This window comes from Marinobacter nanhaiticus D15-8W, assembly GCF_036511935.1.
Classification (GTDB): domain Bacteria; phylum Pseudomonadota; class Gammaproteobacteria; order Pseudomonadales; family Oleiphilaceae; genus Marinobacter_A; species Marinobacter_A nanhaiticus.
Window position 1 is genome coordinate 1430501 of sequence record NZ_AP028878.1, and the last position, 20901, is coordinate 1451401.

General features: G+C 58.4%; 20 protein-coding genes. 14 read left to right on the plus strand and 6 right to left on the minus strand.

Going from position 1 to position 20901, the window contains the following annotated elements:
* Nucleotides 1-90: 90 nt before the first annotated feature.
* The 7 genes from RE428_RS06440 to RE428_RS06470 all read left to right on the plus strand — a co-directional run bounded on the left by RE428_RS06440 (nucleotide 91) and on the right by RE428_RS06470 (nucleotide 8225).
* On the plus strand, nucleotides 91-1077 hold the full coding sequence (locus RE428_RS06440) for a Bug family tripartite tricarboxylate transporter substrate binding protein (RefSeq protein ID WP_004581159.1): 987 nt from the start codon (nucleotides 91-93) through the stop codon (nucleotides 1075-1077).
* Entirely contained in the window at nucleotides 1074-1523 is a 450-nt protein-coding gene (locus RE428_RS06445; protein WP_004581160.1) for a tripartite tricarboxylate transporter TctB family protein, read from the plus strand. Before RE428_RS06440 ends, RE428_RS06445 begins: the two co-directional genes overlap by 4 nt.
* A 10-nt stretch (nucleotides 1524-1533) precedes the next feature.
* Nucleotides 1534-3039 carry a tripartite tricarboxylate transporter permease gene (locus tag RE428_RS06450; RefSeq protein ID WP_004581161.1) on the plus strand — a complete coding sequence of 502 codons (1506 nt, stop codon included), beginning with the start codon at nucleotides 1534-1536 and terminating at the stop codon, nucleotides 3037-3039.
* Complete coding sequence (locus RE428_RS06455) at nucleotides 3036-4115, plus strand: AbrB family transcriptional regulator (protein ID WP_205624605.1); 1080 nt, start codon at nucleotides 3036-3038, stop codon at nucleotides 4113-4115. The genes RE428_RS06450 and RE428_RS06455 overlap by 4 nt, the downstream gene beginning before the upstream one ends.
* Nucleotides 4116-4278: 163 nt before the next feature.
* Nucleotides 4279-6237, plus strand: a complete 1959-nt coding sequence (locus RE428_RS06460) for an aconitate hydratase (RefSeq protein ID WP_004581163.1) — start codon at nucleotides 4279-4281, stop codon at nucleotides 6235-6237.
* A gap of 155 nt (nucleotides 6238-6392) precedes the next feature.
* Entirely contained in the window at nucleotides 6393-6914 is a 522-nt protein-coding gene (locus tag RE428_RS06465) for a YqhA family protein (protein ID WP_004581164.1), read from the plus strand.
* A gap of 447 nt (nucleotides 6915-7361) precedes the next feature.
* Nucleotides 7362-8225 carry an isocitrate lyase/PEP mutase family protein gene (locus RE428_RS06470; RefSeq protein WP_004581165.1) on the plus strand — a complete coding sequence of 288 codons (864 nt, stop codon included), beginning with the start codon at nucleotides 7362-7364 and terminating at the stop codon, nucleotides 8223-8225.
* A gap of 119 nt (nucleotides 8226-8344) precedes the next feature.
* Here the strand turns inward: RE428_RS06470 and RE428_RS06475 are convergent, their stop codons facing one another.
* The gene (locus tag RE428_RS06475; protein ID WP_004581166.1) at nucleotides 8345-9679 is read right to left on the minus strand and encodes a sulfatase-like hydrolase/transferase; all 1335 of its coding nucleotides are present in this window, start codon (nucleotides 9677-9679) and stop codon (nucleotides 8345-8347) included.
* A 432-nt stretch (nucleotides 9680-10111) separates the two neighbouring features.
* On the minus strand, nucleotides 10112-11362 hold the full coding sequence (locus tag RE428_RS06480) for an ABC transporter substrate-binding protein (RefSeq protein WP_004581167.1): 1251 nt from the start codon (nucleotides 11360-11362) through the stop codon (nucleotides 10112-10114).
* 486 nt (nucleotides 11363-11848) lie between these two features.
* On the opposite strand from RE428_RS06480, the gene RE428_RS06485 reads away from it, so the two are divergent.
* The 5 genes from RE428_RS06485 to RE428_RS06505 all read left to right on the plus strand — a co-directional run bounded on the left by RE428_RS06485 (nucleotide 11849) and on the right by RE428_RS06505 (nucleotide 14823).
* Nucleotides 11849-12133 (plus strand): DUF427 domain-containing protein, encoded by a 285-nt coding sequence (locus RE428_RS06485; RefSeq protein ID WP_004581168.1) that lies wholly within the window; start codon nucleotides 11849-11851, stop codon nucleotides 12131-12133.
* Between the two features lie 21 nt (nucleotides 12134-12154).
* Nucleotides 12155-13372 (plus strand): integrase core domain-containing protein, encoded by a 1218-nt coding sequence (locus tag RE428_RS06490; protein WP_227500176.1) that lies wholly within the window; start codon nucleotides 12155-12157, stop codon nucleotides 13370-13372.
* A 34-nt stretch (nucleotides 13373-13406) separates the two neighbouring features.
* Nucleotides 13407-13532: a DUF427 domain-containing protein gene (locus RE428_RS06495; protein ID WP_004581169.1), complete on the plus strand. Its 126-nt coding sequence runs from the start codon at nucleotides 13407-13409 to the stop codon at nucleotides 13530-13532.
* A gap of 212 nt (nucleotides 13533-13744) precedes the next feature.
* Entirely contained in the window at nucleotides 13745-13888 is a 144-nt protein-coding gene (locus tag RE428_RS06500; RefSeq protein WP_004581170.1) for a DUF3096 domain-containing protein, read from the plus strand.
* A 245-nt stretch (nucleotides 13889-14133) separates the two neighbouring features.
* Complete coding sequence (locus RE428_RS06505; protein ID WP_004581171.1) at nucleotides 14134-14823, plus strand: outer membrane beta-barrel protein; 690 nt, start codon at nucleotides 14134-14136, stop codon at nucleotides 14821-14823.
* 156 nt (nucleotides 14824-14979) lie between these two features.
* Here the strand turns inward: RE428_RS06505 and RE428_RS06510 are convergent, their stop codons facing one another.
* Nucleotides 14980-15384: a DUF3775 domain-containing protein gene (locus RE428_RS06510; RefSeq protein WP_004581172.1), complete on the minus strand. Its 405-nt coding sequence runs from the start codon at nucleotides 15382-15384 to the stop codon at nucleotides 14980-14982.
* Between the two features lie 174 nt (nucleotides 15385-15558).
* On the opposite strand from RE428_RS06510, the gene RE428_RS06515 reads away from it, so the two are divergent.
* Together RE428_RS06515 and RE428_RS06520 are read left to right on the plus strand one after the other, a co-directional pair.
* Nucleotides 15559-16863, plus strand: a complete 1305-nt coding sequence (locus RE428_RS06515) for a DUF2252 domain-containing protein (RefSeq protein ID WP_004581173.1) — start codon at nucleotides 15559-15561, stop codon at nucleotides 16861-16863.
* A gap of 126 nt (nucleotides 16864-16989) precedes the next feature.
* Nucleotides 16990-17652, plus strand: a complete 663-nt coding sequence (locus RE428_RS06520; RefSeq protein ID WP_004581174.1) for a DUF2238 domain-containing protein — start codon at nucleotides 16990-16992, stop codon at nucleotides 17650-17652.
* Between the two features lie 14 nt (nucleotides 17653-17666).
* Here RE428_RS06520 and RE428_RS06525 read toward each other — a convergent pair whose 3' ends face one another.
* From RE428_RS06525 to RE428_RS06535, 3 genes are all read right to left on the minus strand, one after another.
* Complete coding sequence (locus RE428_RS06525; RefSeq protein WP_004581175.1) at nucleotides 17667-18065, minus strand: DUF2721 domain-containing protein; 399 nt, start codon at nucleotides 18063-18065, stop codon at nucleotides 17667-17669.
* A 186-nt stretch (nucleotides 18066-18251) separates the two neighbouring features.
* Nucleotides 18252-19514, minus strand: a complete 1263-nt coding sequence (locus RE428_RS06530; RefSeq protein ID WP_004581176.1) for an SGNH/GDSL hydrolase family protein — start codon at nucleotides 19512-19514, stop codon at nucleotides 18252-18254.
* 40 nt (nucleotides 19515-19554) lie between these two features.
* Nucleotides 19555-20784, minus strand: coding sequence for an MFS transporter (locus RE428_RS06535; RefSeq protein WP_004581177.1), 1230 nt, complete (start codon nucleotides 20782-20784; stop codon nucleotides 19555-19557).
* Nucleotides 20785-20901: the final 117 nt, after the last annotated feature.

Below are 20901 nucleotides of genomic sequence, written 5' to 3' on the forward strand. Positions count from 1 at the left end.
TCCCTAGAATGAATCGGGTCATCGACATGATGAACGGCGGGGACGTTTCCTGACGCCCTCGCGGCAAAACAAATACAACAGGAGTCCAACATGAAATTCAACTCCGCATTCCTTCGCTGGTCTGCGCCGCTGGTTATGGGCGCGGCACTGATGACCGGCAACGCGCATGCCCAATCCGAAACCACCGAATGTATCGCGCCCGCCAAACCCGGCGGTGGCTACGACCTGACCTGTCGGCTGGCGGCCAACGGCCTGCAGGAGACCGGGCTGATCGACAAGCCCATGATGGTCAGTTACATGCCTGGCGGTATCGGTGCGGTCGCGTACAACCACGTCAATGGCGTGCGCGATGACGACCCCAACCTTATTGTCGCGGCCAGTACCGGTGCCGCAGTCAACCTGGCCCTGGGTAAGTTCGGCCAGTACGACGCTGACGAGGTTCGCTGGGTCGGCGCACTGGGTGTCGACTACGGCGCTATCGTGGTCAAGGCCGATGCACCCTGGAAAACCCTTGATGAACTCATGAAGGACCTTAAGGGCCAGCCCAACAAGATCGTGTTTGGTGCCGGCGGCACCGTAGGCAGCCAGGACTGGATGAAGGCAGCACTGACCGCGAAGGCGGCAGGTATTTCCCCACGGGAGCTTCGCTATGTGGCGTTTGAAGGCGGTGGCGAATCCTTGGCGGCACTGCTCGGTGACCACATCGAGGTGTTCACCGGTGACCTGTCCGAACTGCGCCCGCATCTGGAAAGCGGCAAGATCCGTGTGCTCGCCTCCCTGTCAGAGGAGCGCATGGGCGAGCCCTATGAGGGGATTCCCACCGCGGCCGAGCAAGGCTATGACGTTCAGTGGCCGATCTGGCGCGGCTATTACATGGGGCCGGATGTGAATGACGAAGCCTACCAGAAGTGGGTGAGCAAGCTTGAAAAGCTGGCCGGCAAGGAGAAGTTCGCCGAGATGCGGGAAGCGCGCGGTCTGTTCCCCATGTCCCGTTTCGGCGACAGCTTCGACACTTATGTGAAGGATCAGGTCGTCCAGTTCAAGCAGCTCGCTGAAGAAGTAGGGCTGAAGCAATGAGGATCGCCGCCGACCGTATTCTGGGGCTCGCCTTGATCGGTCTGGCGGCATTCGCCGCCTTCAATGCCACCCAGTTCCAGGTCACGTTCAGCTACGAGCCCGTCGGGCCCAAAGCGTTTCCCATCCTGCTCTCGGTGGTATTGGCGGCCCTGTCGCTGGTGCTTGTATTCCGCCCGGGCGAGAACGGGGAATGGCCTGAAAAGCAGGTGGTGCTGAAACTGGTGGCGGTGCTGGCCGTGCTCCTGGTCTATGCATTGTTGTTCACTCGCCTTGGATTCCTCGTGACCACCTTCCTGGCGGTATTCTCCCTATCGCGTCTGTTCGATGCCACCTGGCTCAAGGCATTGGTGGCAGGCGTCCTGATGGCCATCGGGAGCTACTACCTGTTCACCCTCGGGCTTGGAATTTCCTTGCCAGGCGGCCGTTGGCTGCCCGATTTCAACTGAGGTGCCTGGCATGTTCGATTTTCTGATCCAAGGTTTTGATGTTGCCCTCAGCCCCCTTAACCTGGGGCTCGCATTCCTGGGCGCGTTGCTCGGGACGCTATTTGGCGCCTTGCCCGGTATCGGCCCGATCAACGGTATCGCCATCCTCATGCCGCTGGCCTATACCCTCGGCTTACCGGCTGAATCCGCCCTGATCCTTTTGGCTGGGGTGTACACCGGGGCCGAATACGGCGGACGCATGTCGAGCATCCTGCTCAATGTGCCAGGTGATGCCGGCGCCGTCATGACTACCCTCGACGGTCACCCGTTGGCCAAGAAAGGGTTGGCAGGCCCGGCCCTGGGGCTGTCGGCCGTCAGCTCCTTCGTAGGTGCAACGATCGCAATCATCGGCCTGACGCTGTTTGCGCCCCTGTTGGCGGAAGTGGCGGTGATGTTCGGCCCTGCTGAATTCTTTGCGCTGATGGTGTTCGCCTTTGCATCCATGTCCGTGATGATGGGCAAGGACCCGATCAAGACCGGTATTGGTGCGGTGCTTGGTGTCATGGTCGCTATGGTCGGCGTGGATTCCGGAACCGGCGTCATGCGTTACACCTTCGGTATGGCTGAGCTTTACGACGGCGTCGACTTCGTCGTGATGATCATCGGTCTGTTTGCCATCAGCGAAATCCTGCTCATGCTGGAGCACGCCAACCGCAAGGACGCTAGCGACGAAATGCCGCCATTGGGCCGGGTCATGGTCAGTCTCAAGGAACTGCTCTACTGCAAGTGGACCATGCTGCGTAGCGGCGTGATCGGCTTTATCGTCGGTGTCCTGCCGGGAACCGGCGCGTCCGTTGCGGGCGCAGTGACTTACACGACTGAGAAGCGCCTGTCCGACAAGGACAACACGTTCGGTACCGGTGATATGCGCGGGTTGGCGGCGCCGGAGGCGGGCAACAACGCGTCTGCGGCAGGTTCGTTCGTGCCCATGCTGACGTTGGGGATTCCAGGTTCGGGTACTACGGCAGTGCTGCTCGGTGCTCTGATGCTCTACAACATTACCCCGGGCCCAATGCTGTTTTCGGAGCGCCCGGAAGTGGCGGGCGGCCTGATTGCCTCGCTCTACATCGGCAATATCGTGCTCCTCGCACTCAATCTGCCGCTGGCCGGCCTGTTCGCCAAGGTGTTGACGATTCCCCGCTGGGTGCTGGTGCCCGGCATCGCCATCCTGGCGTTCGTCGGTGTCTTCCAGTTGCACTCTGACCTGATGGCCATCTACCTGATGCTGATCATTGGTATCTTCGGCTACGCCCTGCGCAAGCTGGGATTCTCGCTGGCGCCGGTGATCCTGGGTTACGTGCTGGGTGGTCTCATGGAGGATAACCTGCGCCGCGCCCTGTCGATCAGTGGTGGCGATGTGGGCATCCTCTGGCAATCGGGTATATCGATCGGGTTGTGGATCGCGGCGGTCCTGCTCGTTGCGGTGCCCTGGTTGTTGCCAAAGCTATTGTCCCGCAAGTCGCTGGCAAGCGCTTGAGTGCGACCTTGATCGATGCATTGAAAGATCGCTGTAGCGCCGGCAGCAGGCTGCTCCCGACGCTCGCCGTTGGGGTCTGCGGCAGTGTTCTGGCCTACGCCGTGAATATGCCGCTGCCCTGGCTACTTGGGGCGTTGATTGCCACTACGGTACTCAGCCTCGCCGGTGTTCGCCTTCCCGCACCGGCGGGATCAAGGAAGGCCGTTCTGGTCGTGATTGGCGTCGTATTGGGCGCCGCCTTTACGCCGGATATGGCGGGGGATGTTGGCCGCTGGGGCGCCAGCCTGGTCATCATGTTGCTTAGTACAGCGGTCATGATGGTCGTATCGGTGTGGCTCAGTCGCCGGGTCGCCGGCAATTCGGTGGATACGGCTATCTACGCCGGGATGCCGGGCGGCCTATCGGCCGTCACGCTGATGGCTGCGGACTCGGATGCGGACCTGCGTGTCGTGGGGCTTACCCATGCGGTGCGCATTCTGGTCCTGCTGCTGGCTATTCCTCCGGTATTGCAGCTGATCGGTCACGTAAGTCTGCAGGCCAACACCACCACACTGACGCAATGGCTGGCCATGCCGGGGCTGGCCGATACCTTGATGCTTGTAGGATCCGGTATCGCCGGCGCATGGCTGGGGCGCATTCTCAGGTTGCCGAATCCGTTGCTGTTCGGGCCGGTGTTGGTGTCTGGAACCCTGCATATAACCGGTATCTGCGAGGCTACGATTCCGCCGGTGATCGTAGCCTTGGCCCAGATCGTGATCGGTGTGTCGGTCGGCGTGCGGTTTGTCGGGACGTCGCTGTCGTCGGTGGGGCTCAGCCTGATGATTGCAATAGTCCAGGCTCTGCTGTTAATGCTGATCGCCCTCGCCGCAGCGTGGGTTGGCCATCTGGTGACCGGTTATTCGCCGGCTGCGGCTTTGCTCGCGTATATGCCGGGTGGGGCGCCTGAGCTGAGTCTGGTGGCGCTGTCACTGAATATCGAGCCGGCTTTCGTGACCTCCCATCACCTGCTGCGAATCACCGTGCTGATCATGATCATGCCGCTGCTGTTGAATGTTCTTAAACGGTGTCGCGTCTGATCCTTGAAGTTGCAACGTCCAGCGACTGAGCACAATTGAAACGAGACCCATTAAGTCGATGGGTTGTATCCTTTCCGCCAAACGCACATATTGTCTTTAAGGACGTGTCTTTCGAGGTGTGATCGGGCACACCCTTCTGGATCGCGCAGGGAGGTGATCTCCAATGACGAAACAGAGCAAGACCCAACCGCGCACTGTGGCGCAAAAGCTCATCGAAGCCCACCTTGTGTCCGGCAAGATGAAACCCGGCGAAGAAATCGGCCTCAGGATCGACCAGACGCTCACCCAGGACGCCACCGGCACCCTGGTGATGCTGGAACTGGAAGCCATGGGCCTGGATCAGGCCAAGACCGAACTCTCCGCCCAGTACGTCGACCACAACCTGCTCCAGGTCGACAGCCGCAATCCCGACGACCATCTCTTCCTGAAAAGTGCCTGCGAGAAATTCGGTATCTGGTTTAGTCCGCCGGGGTCTGGCGTCAGTCATGCGGTGCATATGGAGCGCTTCGGCAAACCCGGTAAGACTCTGCTGGGTTCGGATAGTCATACCTGCGCCGCTGGCTCCATGGGTATGTTGGCGATGGGCGCCGGTGGGCTTGCGGTTGCCATGGCGATCTGTGGCGAGCCGTTCTACCTGAACATGCCCAAAGTGATGGGGGTGAAACTGACCGGCAAGCTGCCGGATTGGGTGAGCGCCAAGGACGTCGTGCTGGAGATGCTTCGCCGCCATGACGTAAAAGGCGGGGCAGGGAAGATCATCGAATACTATGGACCGGGACTTAAACACCTGTCAGCTATGGATCGCCACGTTATTGCGAACATGGGCCAGGAGATGGGGCATACGGCTACGGTATTTCCGGCGGATGATGCCGTGCGGGATTTTCTCAAACAGCAGCACCGTAAGGACGATTTCGAGAGACTCGAGGCCGATGAGGGCGCGACCTACGATGAACACGAGGAGATCGACCTGAGTAAGTTGGAGCCGTTGATCGCGCTCCCCAGCAGCCCTGGCAAGGTGGTGCCGGTGCGTGAGGTCGCGGGCGAGCCCATCTACCAGGCCTATATCGGCTCGTCTGCCAATCCCGGTTTACGGGATTTCGTGGTGCCCGCCATGATGGTCAAGGACCGCCAGGTTCACGAGGGCGTGTCGTTCGACATCAATCCCACCTCCCGGCAGGTCCTGGAAAACCTGAGCAAGTCGGGGTACTTGATGGATCTGCTCAGTGCCGGCGCGCGACTACACCAGACCGGCTGCAACGGCTGTATCGGTATGGGGCAGGCGCCCGCCACCGACCAGATCAGCCTGCGCACGGTACCCCGTAATTTCCCCGGTCGCTCCGGTACGGAAGAAGACAAGGTCTGCCTGTGCAGTCCTGAGACGGCGACGGCCTCGGCGCTTACCGGCGTGATTACCGATCCGCGGGATCTGGATATGGCTTACCCTGCCTTCAACGAACGCAAAACCTTCTATGTCGAGGATCGCAATATACTTCCGCCGGCCAAACATCCGGAGCTTAGCGTCGTGCAGAAGGGACCCAATATCAGCACGCTCCCCCTCTTCGATGGGTTGCCAGACGAGCTGACGGCACCGGTGTTGCTCAAGGTGGGGGATAACATCTCCACGGACGAAATCCTTCCGGCCGGCTCGAAGATCCTGCCTTTTCGCAGCAACATTCCGGCGATCAGCGAGTTCACCTATACGCGCGTCGACGCCTCCTACCCCGAACGCGCCAAGAAGTATCAGGAGCAGGGCTCAGTGATCGTCGGCGGCGACAATTACGGCCAGGGTTCTAGTCGCGAGCACGCTGCACTGGCGCCGCGCTATCTGGGCGTACGGGTGGTCGTTGCCAAGAGCTATTCACGTATCCATTGGCAGAACCTCTGCAACTTTGGCATTCTGCCGTTGCGTTTTGCCAAGGCGGACGATCTCGACAGGATTGAGCAGGGAGACGAACTGACATTCGCTGATTTGGCCCAAACATTGGTCTCAGGAGGAAAGATAACGGCTAAGAGCAACCGCGGTGGTGCCTTCGAATTCACCCATGATCTCAGCGAGCGCCAGATCAAGATGATACTTAAGGGCGGATTGCTGAATATGATGCGTGAGTCGCTGGCGGCCTGATCAGCTTGCCCGCCAAGTCTGCGGGGAAATCAACACGATGCCGTACCTGTCCTTCCTTTGGCCCAAGTGAGCCATGCAGGAGCCACTAACGTTCAGGTGAAACCGAACAAACCGTCCCTACAAAAAAATGGAATCGGGTAGGAAACGTCGTATCAATGAATAAGCTGGAACAGAAGTTTGAAAAGTTTTTGTGGCAATCGCGGTTTCTGGTGCTGGTTGCCGTGATCGCCAGCTTGCTGGGCGCTTTCGTACTCTTCCTGGTGGGAACGATAGACATCGTTGAAGTGGCCGTTTCGGCGGCTCGCTACTATATGGGGCAGGGCACGGTCGCTATTCACGACTTCATCGTCACCGATATTATCGTTGCCATCGACATCTACCTGATTGCCGTCGTTCTGCTGATTTTCGGTTTGGGTATCTACCGTCTATTCATCTCGTCGATTGATGAGTCCGAGAGCCACGGCGATTCTCATCCTTTTAATGTGAAGTCCTTCGACGAACTGAAAGACAAGATCGTACGCGTGGTTATCCTGGCGGTGATCATTGAGTTCTTCAGGGCGGTTGTGGATATCCGGTTCTCGACACCCCTGGACGCGATCTATCTGGCCCTCTCGGTCTTGGCGCTCGCCGTATCTCTCTTCCTGATGAGTTGGCATAGCTCGCGATCCGGGAAATAGGGAAAAGGGAGGTTCCTGCCTTATCGCCAGGCTGCGAGGCTGCCCGATTCTATTTCGTTGTTTGCCCTCGCTCCGGCATGCCTATTACATCCATCTCACTCCGCACCTTACCTGTTCGCCCGCGCCAGGGTGACCTTTGGCGTATTTATCGCATAGCGACCGCTGGCATACACTTTCAGGTGTGTGGTCGCCAGGCCTACGGCTGGCTGTCTAAACGCTCATGCGCACGCAGACCCTCCTGGTAGGCATAGTTATCGAAGCCGTTTGCCTGCACCACGGCAACACGACCACGGCAATACTGCACCCGCAGGGCGCACTCGAGACGCCAAGTCTACTTTGCCCGACGCAAGTCCGACGCCACGATAGCGGTAAAGCCTGATCGTTGTTGAGCTGGATTCGTTTTATCCTCGCCCCTCCCGTTTCACTGCCTTTTCAAGGAGTAAAGGTATGGCAACACCCTCGCAGCATGATCTGCGCAAGGATTTTCGTTCATTGCTGGAAACCCAGCGGTGCTACTACACCGCCTCGACATTCGACCCGATGTCCGCCCGTATCGCCGCAGATCTTGGCTTCGAGGTCGGTATTCTCGGTGGTTCCGTGGCTTCCCTCCAGGTTCTAGCCGCGCCGGACTTCGCGCTGATTACCCTGAGCGAATTTGTCGAGCAGGCCACGCGCATCGGCCGAGTCGCCCGCCTGCCGATCATCGCCGATGCCGATCATGGCTACGGCAACGCACTGAATGTTATCCGTACCATCACCGAGCTTGAACGCGCTGGTGTTGCGGCATTGACCATCGAGGACACACTGCTTCCGGCCAAGTATGGCCACAAGTCCACCGACTTGATTCCGCTCGAGGAAGCAGTAGGAAAGTTACGGGCCGCCTTAGACGCACGCATCGACCCGGCCATGGCGATTATTGCGCGCACCAACGCCGGTCAGCTCACCGTCGAAGAAACGATAGAGAGGGCGACGGCCTATCAGGCGACCGGGGTGGATGGCATCTGCATGGTTGGCATCCGGGACTTTGACCACCTGGAGCAGATCACCCGGCACATCACCGTTCCGGTCATGCTGGTTGCTTACGACAACCCGGAACTGTGTGACCGGGAGCGCCTGGCGGCCAACGGGGTCCGCATTGTCGTCAACGGCCATGCCGCCTACTTCGCCGCTATCAAGGCCACCTACGACTGCCTGCGTGAACAGCGGGATATCGCCGAAGGCACGCTCAACGCGTCAGAGCTCTCGGTGCGTTATTCGACCTTCGATGAGAACCGGGAATGGGCCCGGAAGTTTATGGATGTGCGTGAGTAAGTCGGGAACTTCCTGACCCTAACCTCGTGGTTGGTCGGCTGGATGTAGGGAGTCGACCCAAAAACCTTTGCATATGCATGCATGGCCGGACCGACCCACTGGCATTGGGTGCCGCCACCCTAACGAGTATTCGGCTCCATCATGGTTTGCATGATTGCCTTGGTATCGAGATTGAAGCTGGCCTGGCGTGGCGGATATTCCTCAAAGGAAGCAGTAAATTTTTGCACGACGCCCATCGCAGGTGACAGTGCCCAGGATCGGTTTTCCTGCCACTCGTCAAACCCACGGGCATCGTGGAAGCGCTCGAAGGGGTCCATATCGAGCCGCGTGATCAGTGGTGTGATCATTTCGTTCTGGATGCCGTTGAACCACTTGTCCTGCTCGGTGAAGAGGAATTTCCACTCACCGAAACGGAGGCCATGGAAGGTGGTTTCGGTAAAGAAGAAAAACTCCTTGCGATTGCTGGGGCCGGACTGGGTCAGGACCGGTGTCTGGTCGTAGCCATCAAGATGCACTTTATAGCTGGTACCGCCAATCTTGTGGCCCTCCAGCAGTTGCTGCTTGATATCAGGCTGCCCGAGCTGGGCCATGATTGTCGGAATCCAGTCTTCCATAGTCATCAACTCGCCGGTGGTAGTGTCTTCGGGAATCACCCCCGGCCACTTAACCACCATCGGCACCTTGAACCCGCCCTCGTAACCGCCTACACCTTTCTCACCGCGGAAGGGCTGGTTGCCACCGTCAGGCCAACTGTTCGATGCAGCGCCATTATCGGTGGAAAACATCACCATGGTGTTATCAGCGACACCGAGTTCGTCGAGCAAATCGAGCAGCACGCCGACATCATCATCCATTTCCTTCATGCCGTCGGCGTAAAGCCCATGACCGGTCGCCCCATCGTATTCTTCACTGAGATTGGTGCGATAGTGCATGCGGGTTGTGTTGTGCCAGACAAAGAACGGTTTGCCGGCCGCAACAGCATCACGGATGAAGCGGACGGATTCTTCAAGCACCTCCTGGTCAAGCGTGCGTTGACGTTCCCGACCGAAATTGCCCAGATCCTCGATCTCCTGGCTGCCATCGTCGGTGGCGCGGGAATGTATAACCCCACGTTGGGCAAAGCCCGCCTTCTCGACGGCTTCGGTCGGGTAATCATCCTGCTCGACGTACTCTCCGGCGTTAAGGTGGTAGAGGATGCCGTAGAACTCGTCGAAGCCGTGATTGGTGGGCAGGTGTTCATCCCGGTCACCGAGATGGTTCTTGCCGAACTGGCCGGTGGCGTAGCCGAGGGGTTTTAACATTTCCGCGAGGGTTGGATCTTCCTCCTGCAAGCCGATGGGTGAGCCGGGAAGGCCGACGGTTGCCAACCCCACCCGTAGGGGATATTGACCGGTAATAAACGCGGCGCGCCCGGCTGTGCAAGAAGCTTGGGCATAGTGATCCATGAAGGTCATGCCCTGTTCCGCGATACGATCGATATTGGGCGTATCGCCCCCCCATCATGCCGCGATGGTAGGCACTGATATTCCACATCCCCACATCGTCGCCCCATATCACGAGGATATTGGGTTTTTCCGATTGTGCATGGAGATTGAAGCTCAGGCCAAGCAGGGCCAGAGCGAAAACTCGAAGGGCTGGATACATACCGGCTCGCTCCCTGTTCTTTGACGGAGTACGTCCTGTAAAACCGGAAATCGAAGCCTGACGGGACTGTTTAAAAATTAGTCGAAATAGCAGTGAGAATCAAAAAAACCGCAACTGCAGCGAGCATCCAGTCGAAAGCTTGGTTTCGAACTGAGGAAGTCCCAAAAAAACACTGCGTGCAGGAACCGCTCGTATTCAGGCCACCTCGGCCTGTACTTAGGTGAGGTGGCCCCCGAGGCGTTCTACTGCAGCTTTAGCGGCGCCCCGGCTTTCCGCCGATCTTCCTGCCACTCCTCCAGCGTTCGTGCGGCATCGCTGCCATCGATCGTCGCGAGGATCTCATAGAAGTCACTGTTGTACTCGTCGGCTAATACCTGATCACGGGGTTTCATGCGGACGACGTAGACGGACTGGACATTTTGATGGTCGAAGGCGCGCCACTCCTGGGTGTCCTTGAGCAACGAATAGCGATGGCCTTCCAGCGCCTGAATGACATCGGCCGTCCTGGTTGTGCCTGCCCGCTCAACGGCGTCGCGGTACTGGTAGACGATGCTGTAGGCCGATGCCGCTGCCGAAGAAGGGCGCATATCGTAGCTTTTCGAGAAATTCTCCACGAAGTCGATGCCCGGCTGATAGCCCTTCTCGTAAGGCAGTTCCCAGAACCAGGGCGCCGCACCAATGATACCCTGCATCAATGCCGGACCGATCTGGATCGCCGTGCCCAGGCTGGTGTTGGGCCAGATGATGTCCATTTTCTCCTTCAGCCCCATCTCGTGAATGATATTGACCGCACGCACCATGTCTCCGCCGCCGAGAACCAGTACCAGCACGTTGGCCTCACTGGCTTCTGCCGCTTCGAGGGCCTTATAGAAGTCCTGCGTACGGGCATTGGGAAATGGTGTGCGCGCTACGGGGTGCCTTTCGGTATCTTCGGTTCCCGATTTTGTGCGAAGTGATTCTTCTACCGAATAGCCCCACGTGTAGTCTGCGGTGATATAGAAAAAGCGCTTATCCTGATACTCGCTGGCAAGGTACTGGCCAAGTGCGCTGGCCGTCATCCAGGCGTTATAGGACTCCCTGAACATATGGGTGTGGCCGGCTTTGCCCGTGGTCGCGTTGGCGTAGGTCAGGGTGCCGAAATAGATACGATCCCTCTCTTTTGCCGCTTTGCCGGAAGCGATAGCGACGGCGGAGGATACGCCACCGAAGATCATCTGCACATTTTCTTTCTCGATCATATCCACGACATTCTGGGCTCCACGATCCGGCTTGAGGCGAGTGTTGCGGATCACCAGTTCCAACGGCCGGCCCAATACGCCGCCTTGGGCGTTTATCTCCTCGACGGCGAGGAATGCACCAAGCCGTTGTTGCAAACCCAGGTACTGGTAGCGTCCGGATTCCGGGTAGTTCAGGCCGATCTTGATAGGAGAGGCAGCACTGGCGATTTGCAGGGAGAAGAGCAGAGCCAGGCATAGAAGGAGGCGGTAAGTCATCGGTTTACATCGTCCTTTTTGTGATTGTGGTTATTGGTTATTCCATTGGAGCGGCTTTACGCCGTCCCTGTGACGATTCCACCGGCCATTGCACGAAAGCTAGGTTGCCCTATCCGCCGTCATTCCGAAGGTGATGCGACGTGCTGGCGGGTGAAGGCAAATCGGAAATCCGGAGGTACTTCACCGTGAGCGATACAGTCAATCACCGAATGAAATTTAGCGGGGTTTTATCCTTCAAAGGCAGAATGGTAGTTTGTTTTTGGATTTATATAATCGCACAGCAAAATAAAGTTTTGCTCTGAAGTCGCGTGTTGGCAAACGCAAGGGGCTGGAATTTTGTTGCTTCATGGTTACGAAACGTGAAATCAGGTAAAACTCGGCGGTTTGTCGTTTACCTGAGCTGTTGACGTTTCAGGCCCTGGACCAGGCACAATAAGGGCTATCGACCCACCATATTTGTGGCGATCATTGCCAGGGAGATGGACCATGACTGATGCTCAACACGACCACCCGCACGCTATTTCCATCGAACCGAGTACCCATCGAGTCACCGTCATTGTCGCCGGCCTGGTGATTGCCGATTCGGCGCAGGCCAAGGTGTTGCATGAAAAGGGGTTGGACGATGTGCTCTACATACCGCGCATGGATGTGGTGATGACCGAACTGCGCCAGACGGACCATTCGACGCATTGCCCCTTCAAGGGCGATGCCACTTACTTCAGCATTCCTGCCGGGGGGGAGCGGTCGGAGATGTGCAAACCGGCAACATAGGTAACACCTCAAGCCGGGAACATGGGTTACACAAGTTACGGTATGGGCAAGGAGGACGCGCCCATGCCCTGGAAAGAGACTTGTGTAATGGATCTGAAGATGCAGTTGATCGCGGCCTGGCTGCAGGGCGGGCACGGTGTAAGCGATCTGGCCCGCGGCTACGGCATTAGCCGCAAGACGGCTTACAAGTGGATCAGGCGCTACCAGGAGGAAGGTGCCGGTGGGCTGCAGGAGCGCTCCCGAGCGCCGCACTATTGCCCACATGCAGTGACGGAGGACGTGGCTGAACAGATTGTGGCGATCAAGAAAGTCCATCCCAGCTTTGGCCCCAAGAAGGTTCTGGACCGCTTGCGTGAGCTAGAACCGGCGATGGCATTGCCGGCAGACAGCACGGCCGGTGAGATACTCAAAGCGGCGGGTCTGGTCAAGAAACGGCGCTACAAGCGGCCGTACCCGGCCGACCCGCAACCGTTTGAACTGGGTGATCGCAATAATGCGCTGTGGAGTGTGGACTACAAGGGGCAGTACCGGACGGCCGGCGGGCGCTGGTGTTATCCGCTCACGGTAACCGACAATGCCAGCCGTTATGTCTTGGGCTGTCATGGCGTGAGCGCAACAGACTACGTCCAGGCGAAGCCGATTATGGAATGGGTTTTCCATGAGTACGGTCTGCCGGAGGGGATCTTGTCCGACAACGGGGCGCCCTTCGCCAGTCGCTCAGCAGGAGGTCTGACGCGACTGTCGAAATGGTGGGTCGAGCTGGGCATTGGGGTGCATCGTAGCAAGCCGGGAACGCCCACACAGAATGCCCGTCACGAGCGCATGCACGGTTCACTGAATCGAGCAGTGGGTGGACGGATGCGCGGGACAAGCTTGATGCAGCAACAGACCACGCTGCAGGCATTCCGTGAGGAGTTTAACGAACAACGCAGCCATGAGGCGCTGGGCAGGCAAACACCGGCCAGCGTGTATCAGCCCTCAAGGCGTCGGTACTCGCCCGTGCTGCGCCCGATTGAATATAACGTGGACCAGGCGGTTCGCAACGTTCGTCACAACGGCGAAATCAAGTGGCAGGGCCATCTGATCTACATCAGCGGGCTGTTAGCCAGACATCGCGTAGGCCTGCAAGAGGTGGAGAATGACCGGGTCGAGGTGCGATACAGCACCCATCTGCTCGGTCATATTAACCTCAAAACCGCGCGATTGGAGCCCGCATGCGAGTGGCATGCGGGGGAATAGGTGTAACCCATGTTGCCGGTTCAAAGTGTTACCTATGTTCCGGTTGCACAAGAATGCAGCCTGGTCGTACGAATCACCGCTATCGGGTGTGGAGGCGATCAAGGACCATCTGGCCTTCTATCCGGATCGGGTGACGCGTATCGAAACAGCGCCGCTTTGAACGGCTTTCCATATCGGGAACATTGAGTCTGTGTCAGCTCACTCAAGCCGGCGATTGACCTGTAGACCAACCGATATAAACGAATGGCAAGCTTAGTGTAATCCTGCTGTGAACGTTCTTTTGCTAGGCTGAGTTTGAAGGCGATTTATCTATAAAAGCGACAGATCGATGTCGCGCGATGCTTCATCAATGCTGACACAAGGAGTACAGCTATGACGCTCCACCTGGAACTGGCGCCGCTGATCACCCTGGGTGCAGGCGTGGCGATCCTGTTCTTTCCGCGTTTGCTTAACTATATCGTTGCGGCCTACCTGATCGTGCTTGGCATTCTTGGACTGCTGGGGCAGGGTTTTTGATCGTAGAGCCGGTAAATGAAAACCGCTACCGGGATCCGGTAGCGGTTTTTTTGTGCCATCCAGAGCCGCCGATCATAGGGCTCAATTGACCGACTCCGTTTCTATTGTGATCTGGTTCGCATTTCGTTCGAGTCCTGACGCTAAAAGCGAATGGTATGCAGTAAGGTCAGAGGCAATGTATAGGGCGGCGATCCGAAAGTCGTCATAACACCGGATTCTAATAACGATGGAAACGGAGCTGTTCCATGAAAGGAGTTCTCGTGCTGGCCGGTTTTTTGGTTGCTGGGCCGGTTGTAGCGGGTGATGGGTTTTATCTTGGGGCTGGTCTCGGTGCCGGTCTGGTTGGTGCGAGCCTGGAGGAGGGCACGGTAGGGGGTGGTGACGAGGTCCTCGGGGGGCGTTTGCTGGAATCGGAGACCCGGAATTATGACTTTGAAAACGAGCAAACCTTTGCATATCGGCTTTTTGCCGGATATGCATGGAATGAGTATCTTGCGCTCGAACTGGCCTGGTTCGACTACGGCGAGACCGATGTGACGAACCGGTTCGAATTAACTTTCAGTGATGGCTCGCAGGCTTGGGGTCGTGAAGACTTTGAACTGAATACGCAAGGAGCCAGCCTGACTTCGGTATTGAGCTACCCGCTGGCTGAAGACCTCTCGATATTTGGGCGCCTTGGCGCAGCCTGGACGAAGCAGACGCAGACATACCACCACGAGGCACTCGAACTGGATATCGCCGATGACTCGGTTCGCAATCTCGGTTCCGAAGCTTGGACGGAGGAGGTCGACGACACGCACATCGATATTGCCTATGGGCTTGGCGCGACCTACCAGTTTTCAGGTTCCTGGGCTGCACGACTTGAGGCCAACGGTGTCGAGCTGGAAAACGGCAGGGTCTTCGACGCGACTTTCAGCGTGGTCTATCGGCTCTAGCGCTGCGATATATTACCTTGCAAAGAGCCGGCAGCCCGACTTGGTTGGAAGGTTGCCGGCTCTTCTGGTTTGACTGACCCCTCTAGGGTGTCGTGAAGACGTTATTTCTGCAGCAGGACGCATCGCCGGATAGATCAGAGTGACGATCCCGTCGGATCAAGGCCCGATCGTGCTCATTTCCTCGCAGCTGTGACCATGCAGCTCCAAACCTTCGCGCAACTCGTCGGCGAGCATCGGGTGGTCGATCAGGTATTGGGCGGTTTCAGGCGTCCATTGCTCCTTGGCCTGTTTTACGATGCTATCCCATTCCTCGAATGTATAATCGCCGCGCCCCAGCCATAGCAATGCGACGACTTCCTGCTGCTGGTCCGGGTCCAGATCCTTAACGATGGTTTCGAATTCCTGGTAACTGGTGTTGTCGCCGTGGTCGGCCAGCATTTCCTGGGTCCAGTCGTCTCCGGCATTGCCGCCTTCCTCGGGAAGGCCGGCCTGTTCCTTCGCATGGAAACTCTGGGCCAGCTCAATCAGGCGACAGACGGTCTCCGGGTTTACTTGCAACATAGGCGCTCCTTTTCCATCGTTTTTGCTCAAGGGTCTCTCTAACTTATGGCCCCCTTCATCCGGATTTCAACTGTCCAGTTTTTATAGAGGCTGATAGGGTGTTTAAGACATGCAGAGGACGCGAGTTTTACAAGCCGGTTAAACGCCATTCGATTAAGGGAGCCGTGACACTGAATGCTGAAGGAACTGACCCTGCATAACCGTGCCCAGCAAGTCATCCAGGCGATATCCGACAACAACGAGGATCGGGATGGCGCCCCCCGCAAACGCAAGTTCGACGCCATGGCCGAGTCCCCGTACCGGTTTTTTCGCGGTACTAGCCATCTGTTCTGGCAGGATATGTATCACGATTGGCGCTTTGTGTTGTTTGGCGGTGTGTCTTCCACCCAGACGTGGATCCAGGGTGACGCCCATGTCTACAACTTCGGTGCCTTCGCCAATCATGAAGGTGAAGTGATCTATGGCCTCGACGACTTCGACGACGCCATCGTCAGTGACTATCAGTATGACCTCTGGCGACTGGCGATCAGCCTTGTATTGGACAGCCGCGCCAACGGTGATTTCGACGCCTCGGACATCGCCAAGGCGGTGAAGGTCCTGGCCAGGTCTTACCTGCACGCCGCCACCCGCTACGAGGCGAACGACCTGGACAAAGAGGTCCATTTCACGGCCGACACCGCTGGCAAGCCGCTGAAGGAATTCCTAAAGAAAGTCGCGAAGAAGAAGGACCGCCAACGCATGCTGGGCAAATGGACCCGGGTCCAGAAAAACGGCAAGCGCGTGTTCGACGCGACCAAGCCCAAGCTCAGGCGCCTGTCGCCGCAAGCCCGCAAACAATTCATGGCGGCATTCGAGGCGTATCGCAAGACGCGCGAAGGCGGTGACTCGGAGTTCTTTCGGGTCAAGGATGTGGTGCGCCGGATAAAGGCGGGCACGGGTTCGCTGGGCACACCACGGTTCTACGTCCTGATAGAAGGGCCCGGCGGCGAGGAACACGACGACGTGATCCTCGACATCAAGCAGCAGGATGGGCCGTCAGTGTTGGAGGCCATGTCGCCGGAGGAGCGTAAGGTCTATGACGACACCTATGAGAATGAGGGCATCCGCCACGCTCGTGCCTTCCGCGCGCTGGCTGAGCATCCAGACCGTTATCTGGGATGGCTGACGATGGATGGTGGTGTCTTCTCGGTACGTGAGCGCTCACCCTTCAAAGATGACTTCCCGACCCACAAACTCGATAAGAAAAAAGACCTGAAGAAAATGGCGGCCCTCTGGGGCGAGATTCTGGCGACTGAGCACAAGCGGGCGAGCCGTACCCTGAATCCGGACGAGCCCTTCCTGTTCGAGCAAGGCGTGCAGGCGAAGGTCGAGGACCGGGAAGATGACTTCGTCCGCCTGGTGCTTTCTGTTGCTGAGGACTATGCGGATTGTGTAGAAGTGGATTACCGGTGTTTCCTGGAAGCGTTTGGTCTTGGCTGAGCGGACAGGCGCCAGACGGTCTGGCCAGGCCCAAGCGTCGGCAAGGGCGGCCGTCTTGCGTTAAGGCAGCCACCGCCAGCTTCTGTGATAAGGTGAGAAGCGAATTCAAGACAACGGATGCCTTGGATGCGTTTCAGGATTACCCACCAGCGAATTACCCTTACCCTGCAACTGGTCCTGCTGTCCCAGGCGCTGTTCGCGTTGTGGGAAATGCAGTGGGTAACTGCTGGCTTTACCCTGTTGATCATCGGCATTACGTTCTTTCCCGTCCTGCTTGAACGCCGATTCCGGATCTTTATTCCTCCGCAGATGCAACTTCTGGCCATCGCCTTTGTCTTCGCGGCGCTGTTCCTGGGGGAGGTTCGCGATTATTACATCCGTTTCTGGTGGTGGGACATCGTTCTCCATACCAGTTCCGGCTTCTTGCTGGGGATCGTCGGGTTCCTGCTGGTGCATATCCTCAACGAGACCGACCGTGTGGACGTCCATCTGCGGCCCGGTTTCGTGGCCTTTTTCGCTTTCCTCTTCGCCCTCGGGTTCGGTGCGATCTGGGAAATCTTCGAGTTCACCATGGATCAGGTTTTCGGCATGAACATGCAGAAGGCGATGCTAGGCGACCCATCCGGTCTGACCGACACCATGTGGGACCTGATCGTCGATACCATCGGCGCTTTGGTGATCTCGATCCTGGGCTGGCACTACCTGAAACACGGGCGCCGGGTGTCGTTCCTCGAGCGCTGGATCAATTCGTTCATCGAGCGGAATCCCCGGTTTTTCGGCGGCTCCTGACGCTGGTCTGTAGACTAACCTCGCTGTTGCCGTGCCTCGAAATCTTCAAGCTCCACATTGATGGCGTCGGTGGAAATGATGATCTCGTAGAGCGAGTACAGCAGAGACAGGGAGAGAAGCACCAGACTGGCGCCGAAGCAGATCACCCCCAAGGTATGGGCGCCAAGGAACAGCCCGAACATCGAAACCGTGCAGAGCAGGAAGCTCAACACGCCGGTCGCCTGCATGCGTTTGACCAGGACGATGCGCTTACGCAGCGTGCCGAACTGGCGAGCGATGATCTGCTGGTCTCTCTCGCTTTCCATTTGCTTGAGCTGACGGATCAGCTGGGCCAGCACCAGGAAACGGTTGGTGTACGCAAGGAGCAGCAGGGAAATGGCGGGGAACAGCAGGGCCGGGGTAGTCAGGTTCAATGGGACGTCCTCTACGTGAGTCGGGCAATCAAGTACCCAATCCTATCCCAGGGCATGGCTTTTTATCGACTTTCCTTCTGTCGATCACGCAGGGCCTGATTCGTTCTAAGTGAACTCAGTCACCCAGGACGACGTAAGCGATGATCGCTCTCGGCTTCAGACCCTGGTTTTCAGCCCCGACGTCGATCAAAGCAACTTGTCGATCTCGATAGCCTCCGCCATGGCCCGATAGCCCTCATCCCCGGGATGCAAATGGTCCCCGGAATCGTAAGCAGGCAGAAAGCGCTGTGGATCTTTTGGGTCCCGGGTGGCCTTGTCGAAATCAATCACCGCGTCGAATTCCCCGGACGTACGAATCCACTCGTTGACCGCCTGGCGGATTTTCTCCTTGGTCTCGGAGTAGTAACCCACCATGGGCGTCTCATCAAGCGCTCCCTTGAATGGGGTCAGCGTGGCGCCAATAATGCGCACATCCTGCATATGGGCCTGGGCGATAAGCTGCCGATAGGCGGCGATCAACTGGTCGGCCGTCACCGGCTCCTTGTTTGGTGCCAGGGGGATGCCGGGCCAGCCGATGTCATTGATACCCATAAGCACGATCACGCTTTTCACGCCCGGTTGAGCCAGCACATCCCGTTCGAAGCGCGCCAAGGCATTCTCACCCATACGGTTGCTGAGCAATCGCGCGCCGGAGATGCCGGCGTTGATTACCGCAATATCTTTCCCAGCCAGGCGCTCTGTCAGGAAGTCCGGCCAGCGGTGGTTGGCGTTCAGGCTCGAGCCATTGCCGTTGGTAATCGAATCGCCGAAGGCCGCAACGGCGCCCTGGCCTCGGGGCGCGTCCACCGCGATACGGGTCAGGAAGAATCGCGCTGTCAGCGGTGATTCGGCGTCGATGGTGGGCTCAGCCGTCTCGTTGCCCTGAACCACGTATGTGGTGTGCAGGCCGTCCCAATGGAAGGTGGACGGCGGTGTGGGTTCGGGCAGATAGAGGCTCACCGCAAGGGACGCCTGCGCTTCGACAGCCAGTTCCACCGGATCGCTGACGACCTTGGCGCCTGGCGGAATGGTGATTTCCTGTGCGCCGGAGAAGGTCACCGGCCGGTCCAACGCGGGGACGATTCTGGCGCCGCCCTCGGAACGCGCCAGACGGGCTTCGCCGATGACCAATGGCTCGTCGCCATATTGGTTGGATACGGTGATCCGCACACGATCACCGCCCAGGCTGACCTGGGTTACCTGGCGTACCGTCTGGTTCCAGAACTGGAAGGGCGTGCGTGTCGGCAACGCGAAATCGCCCTCCCAGGTCGGCTGCGGACTGGCGGACCATGTCGTGATCCAGTGGGTATCGCCATTGGTCTCAGCAAAAACGGATTGCGAGCACAATAGCAACGCGAGGAACGCTGTGAGTAAGCGCTGTGTCAGGAAACGGGGACGGTGTGCGGTCATGACGTCTTCTCCAGGCAATATCGACGATGGGTACGTTGGGTCAGTCGCAGGGACAGGCCGACTGCAATTTCACTTGCGAAATTCGGGCTGATCGCTCCAGGTGCAGGCTCAATAGTGCCGTGGCCAAGGCCGCGAGGGGCACCAACGCCGCAACCCAGGGGATCGAGGCAAGGCCCGGCCCCTGGTCGATAACTGCACCACCGAGCCACGCGCCAATCGCATTACCCAGGTTGAAGGCAGCAATATTGAAGCTTGAGGCCAGGCTCTGGCCGGCGCCTTCGGCCTTGGACAGCACCCACATCTGCAACGGCGGTACGGTTGCGAACGCGGCGATGCCCATTAGCCCGACGAACAGCACCGCGAGTACCTTGCTGTGTATGGCAAAGGTCATCAGCCCCAGGACGGCGGCCAGTATCAGCAAGCTCCCCAGGACCGTCAGGACGAGTTTCCGGTCAGCCAGGCGTCCACCGAGAAGGTTGCCGACGATCAGGCCTCCACCGAAGACCAGCAGAATGGGTGAAACGGCTGAGTCGGCGAAGCCAGTGATCTCCGTCAGGATGGGCGCGATATAGGTAAACACGGCGAACATGCCGCCGAAGCCGAGCACGGTGGTCAGCAGGCCCAGCAACACCGGCGCCCGCCCCAGGGCCCGGAGATCCGCTCGCCAGTCCGGCTTTTCCGGCGTTGCCTTGTCGCGGGGTACGAAGGCAGCAATCACGGCGAGGGCGATCAGTCCAACCGCTGTAACGGCCCAGAAGGTCGCACGCCAGCCGCATGCCTGACCCAGCCAGGTACCGAAAGGGACGCCCAGGATGTTGGCGACCGTCAGCCCGGTGAACATGACGGCGATAGCGGAGGCCTTGCGGTCCGGCGCTACGAGACCTGTAGCCACGATGGAACCGACGCCAAAGAAGGTGCCGTGGGCGAAGGCTGTTATCACCCGCGCGAGCATCAGCACTTCATAGTTCGGCGCCAGGGCGCAAGCCAGGTTGCCGAGGGTAAAGATCACCATGAGCACCAATAGCGTCTGTTTCCGCCGCCAGGCTGCGGTCAGCGCGGTCATCACCGGGGCGCCAACCACGACCCCCAGGGCATAGCCGGAAATCAGCATTCCGGCAGCGGGAATGGAGACGACGAGGTCCGCACTGACTTCCAGCAGCAATCCCATGATGACGAATTCACTGACGCCAATGCCAAAGGCGCCGGCGGTCAGGGCAAGCAGTGCCAAAGGCAGAGGCTGCTTCTCTGTGGCAACGGCGGAGGTGGTCATTGTGACGACCTCCTGTGGGAAATGATGGGATACACAATCCGCTCCTCTTGGGTCGAATGGATAGCTGTGTTCACGGGGTTAACAGCGTTGAGCGCTATTGTGCGGATGGGGAACGGT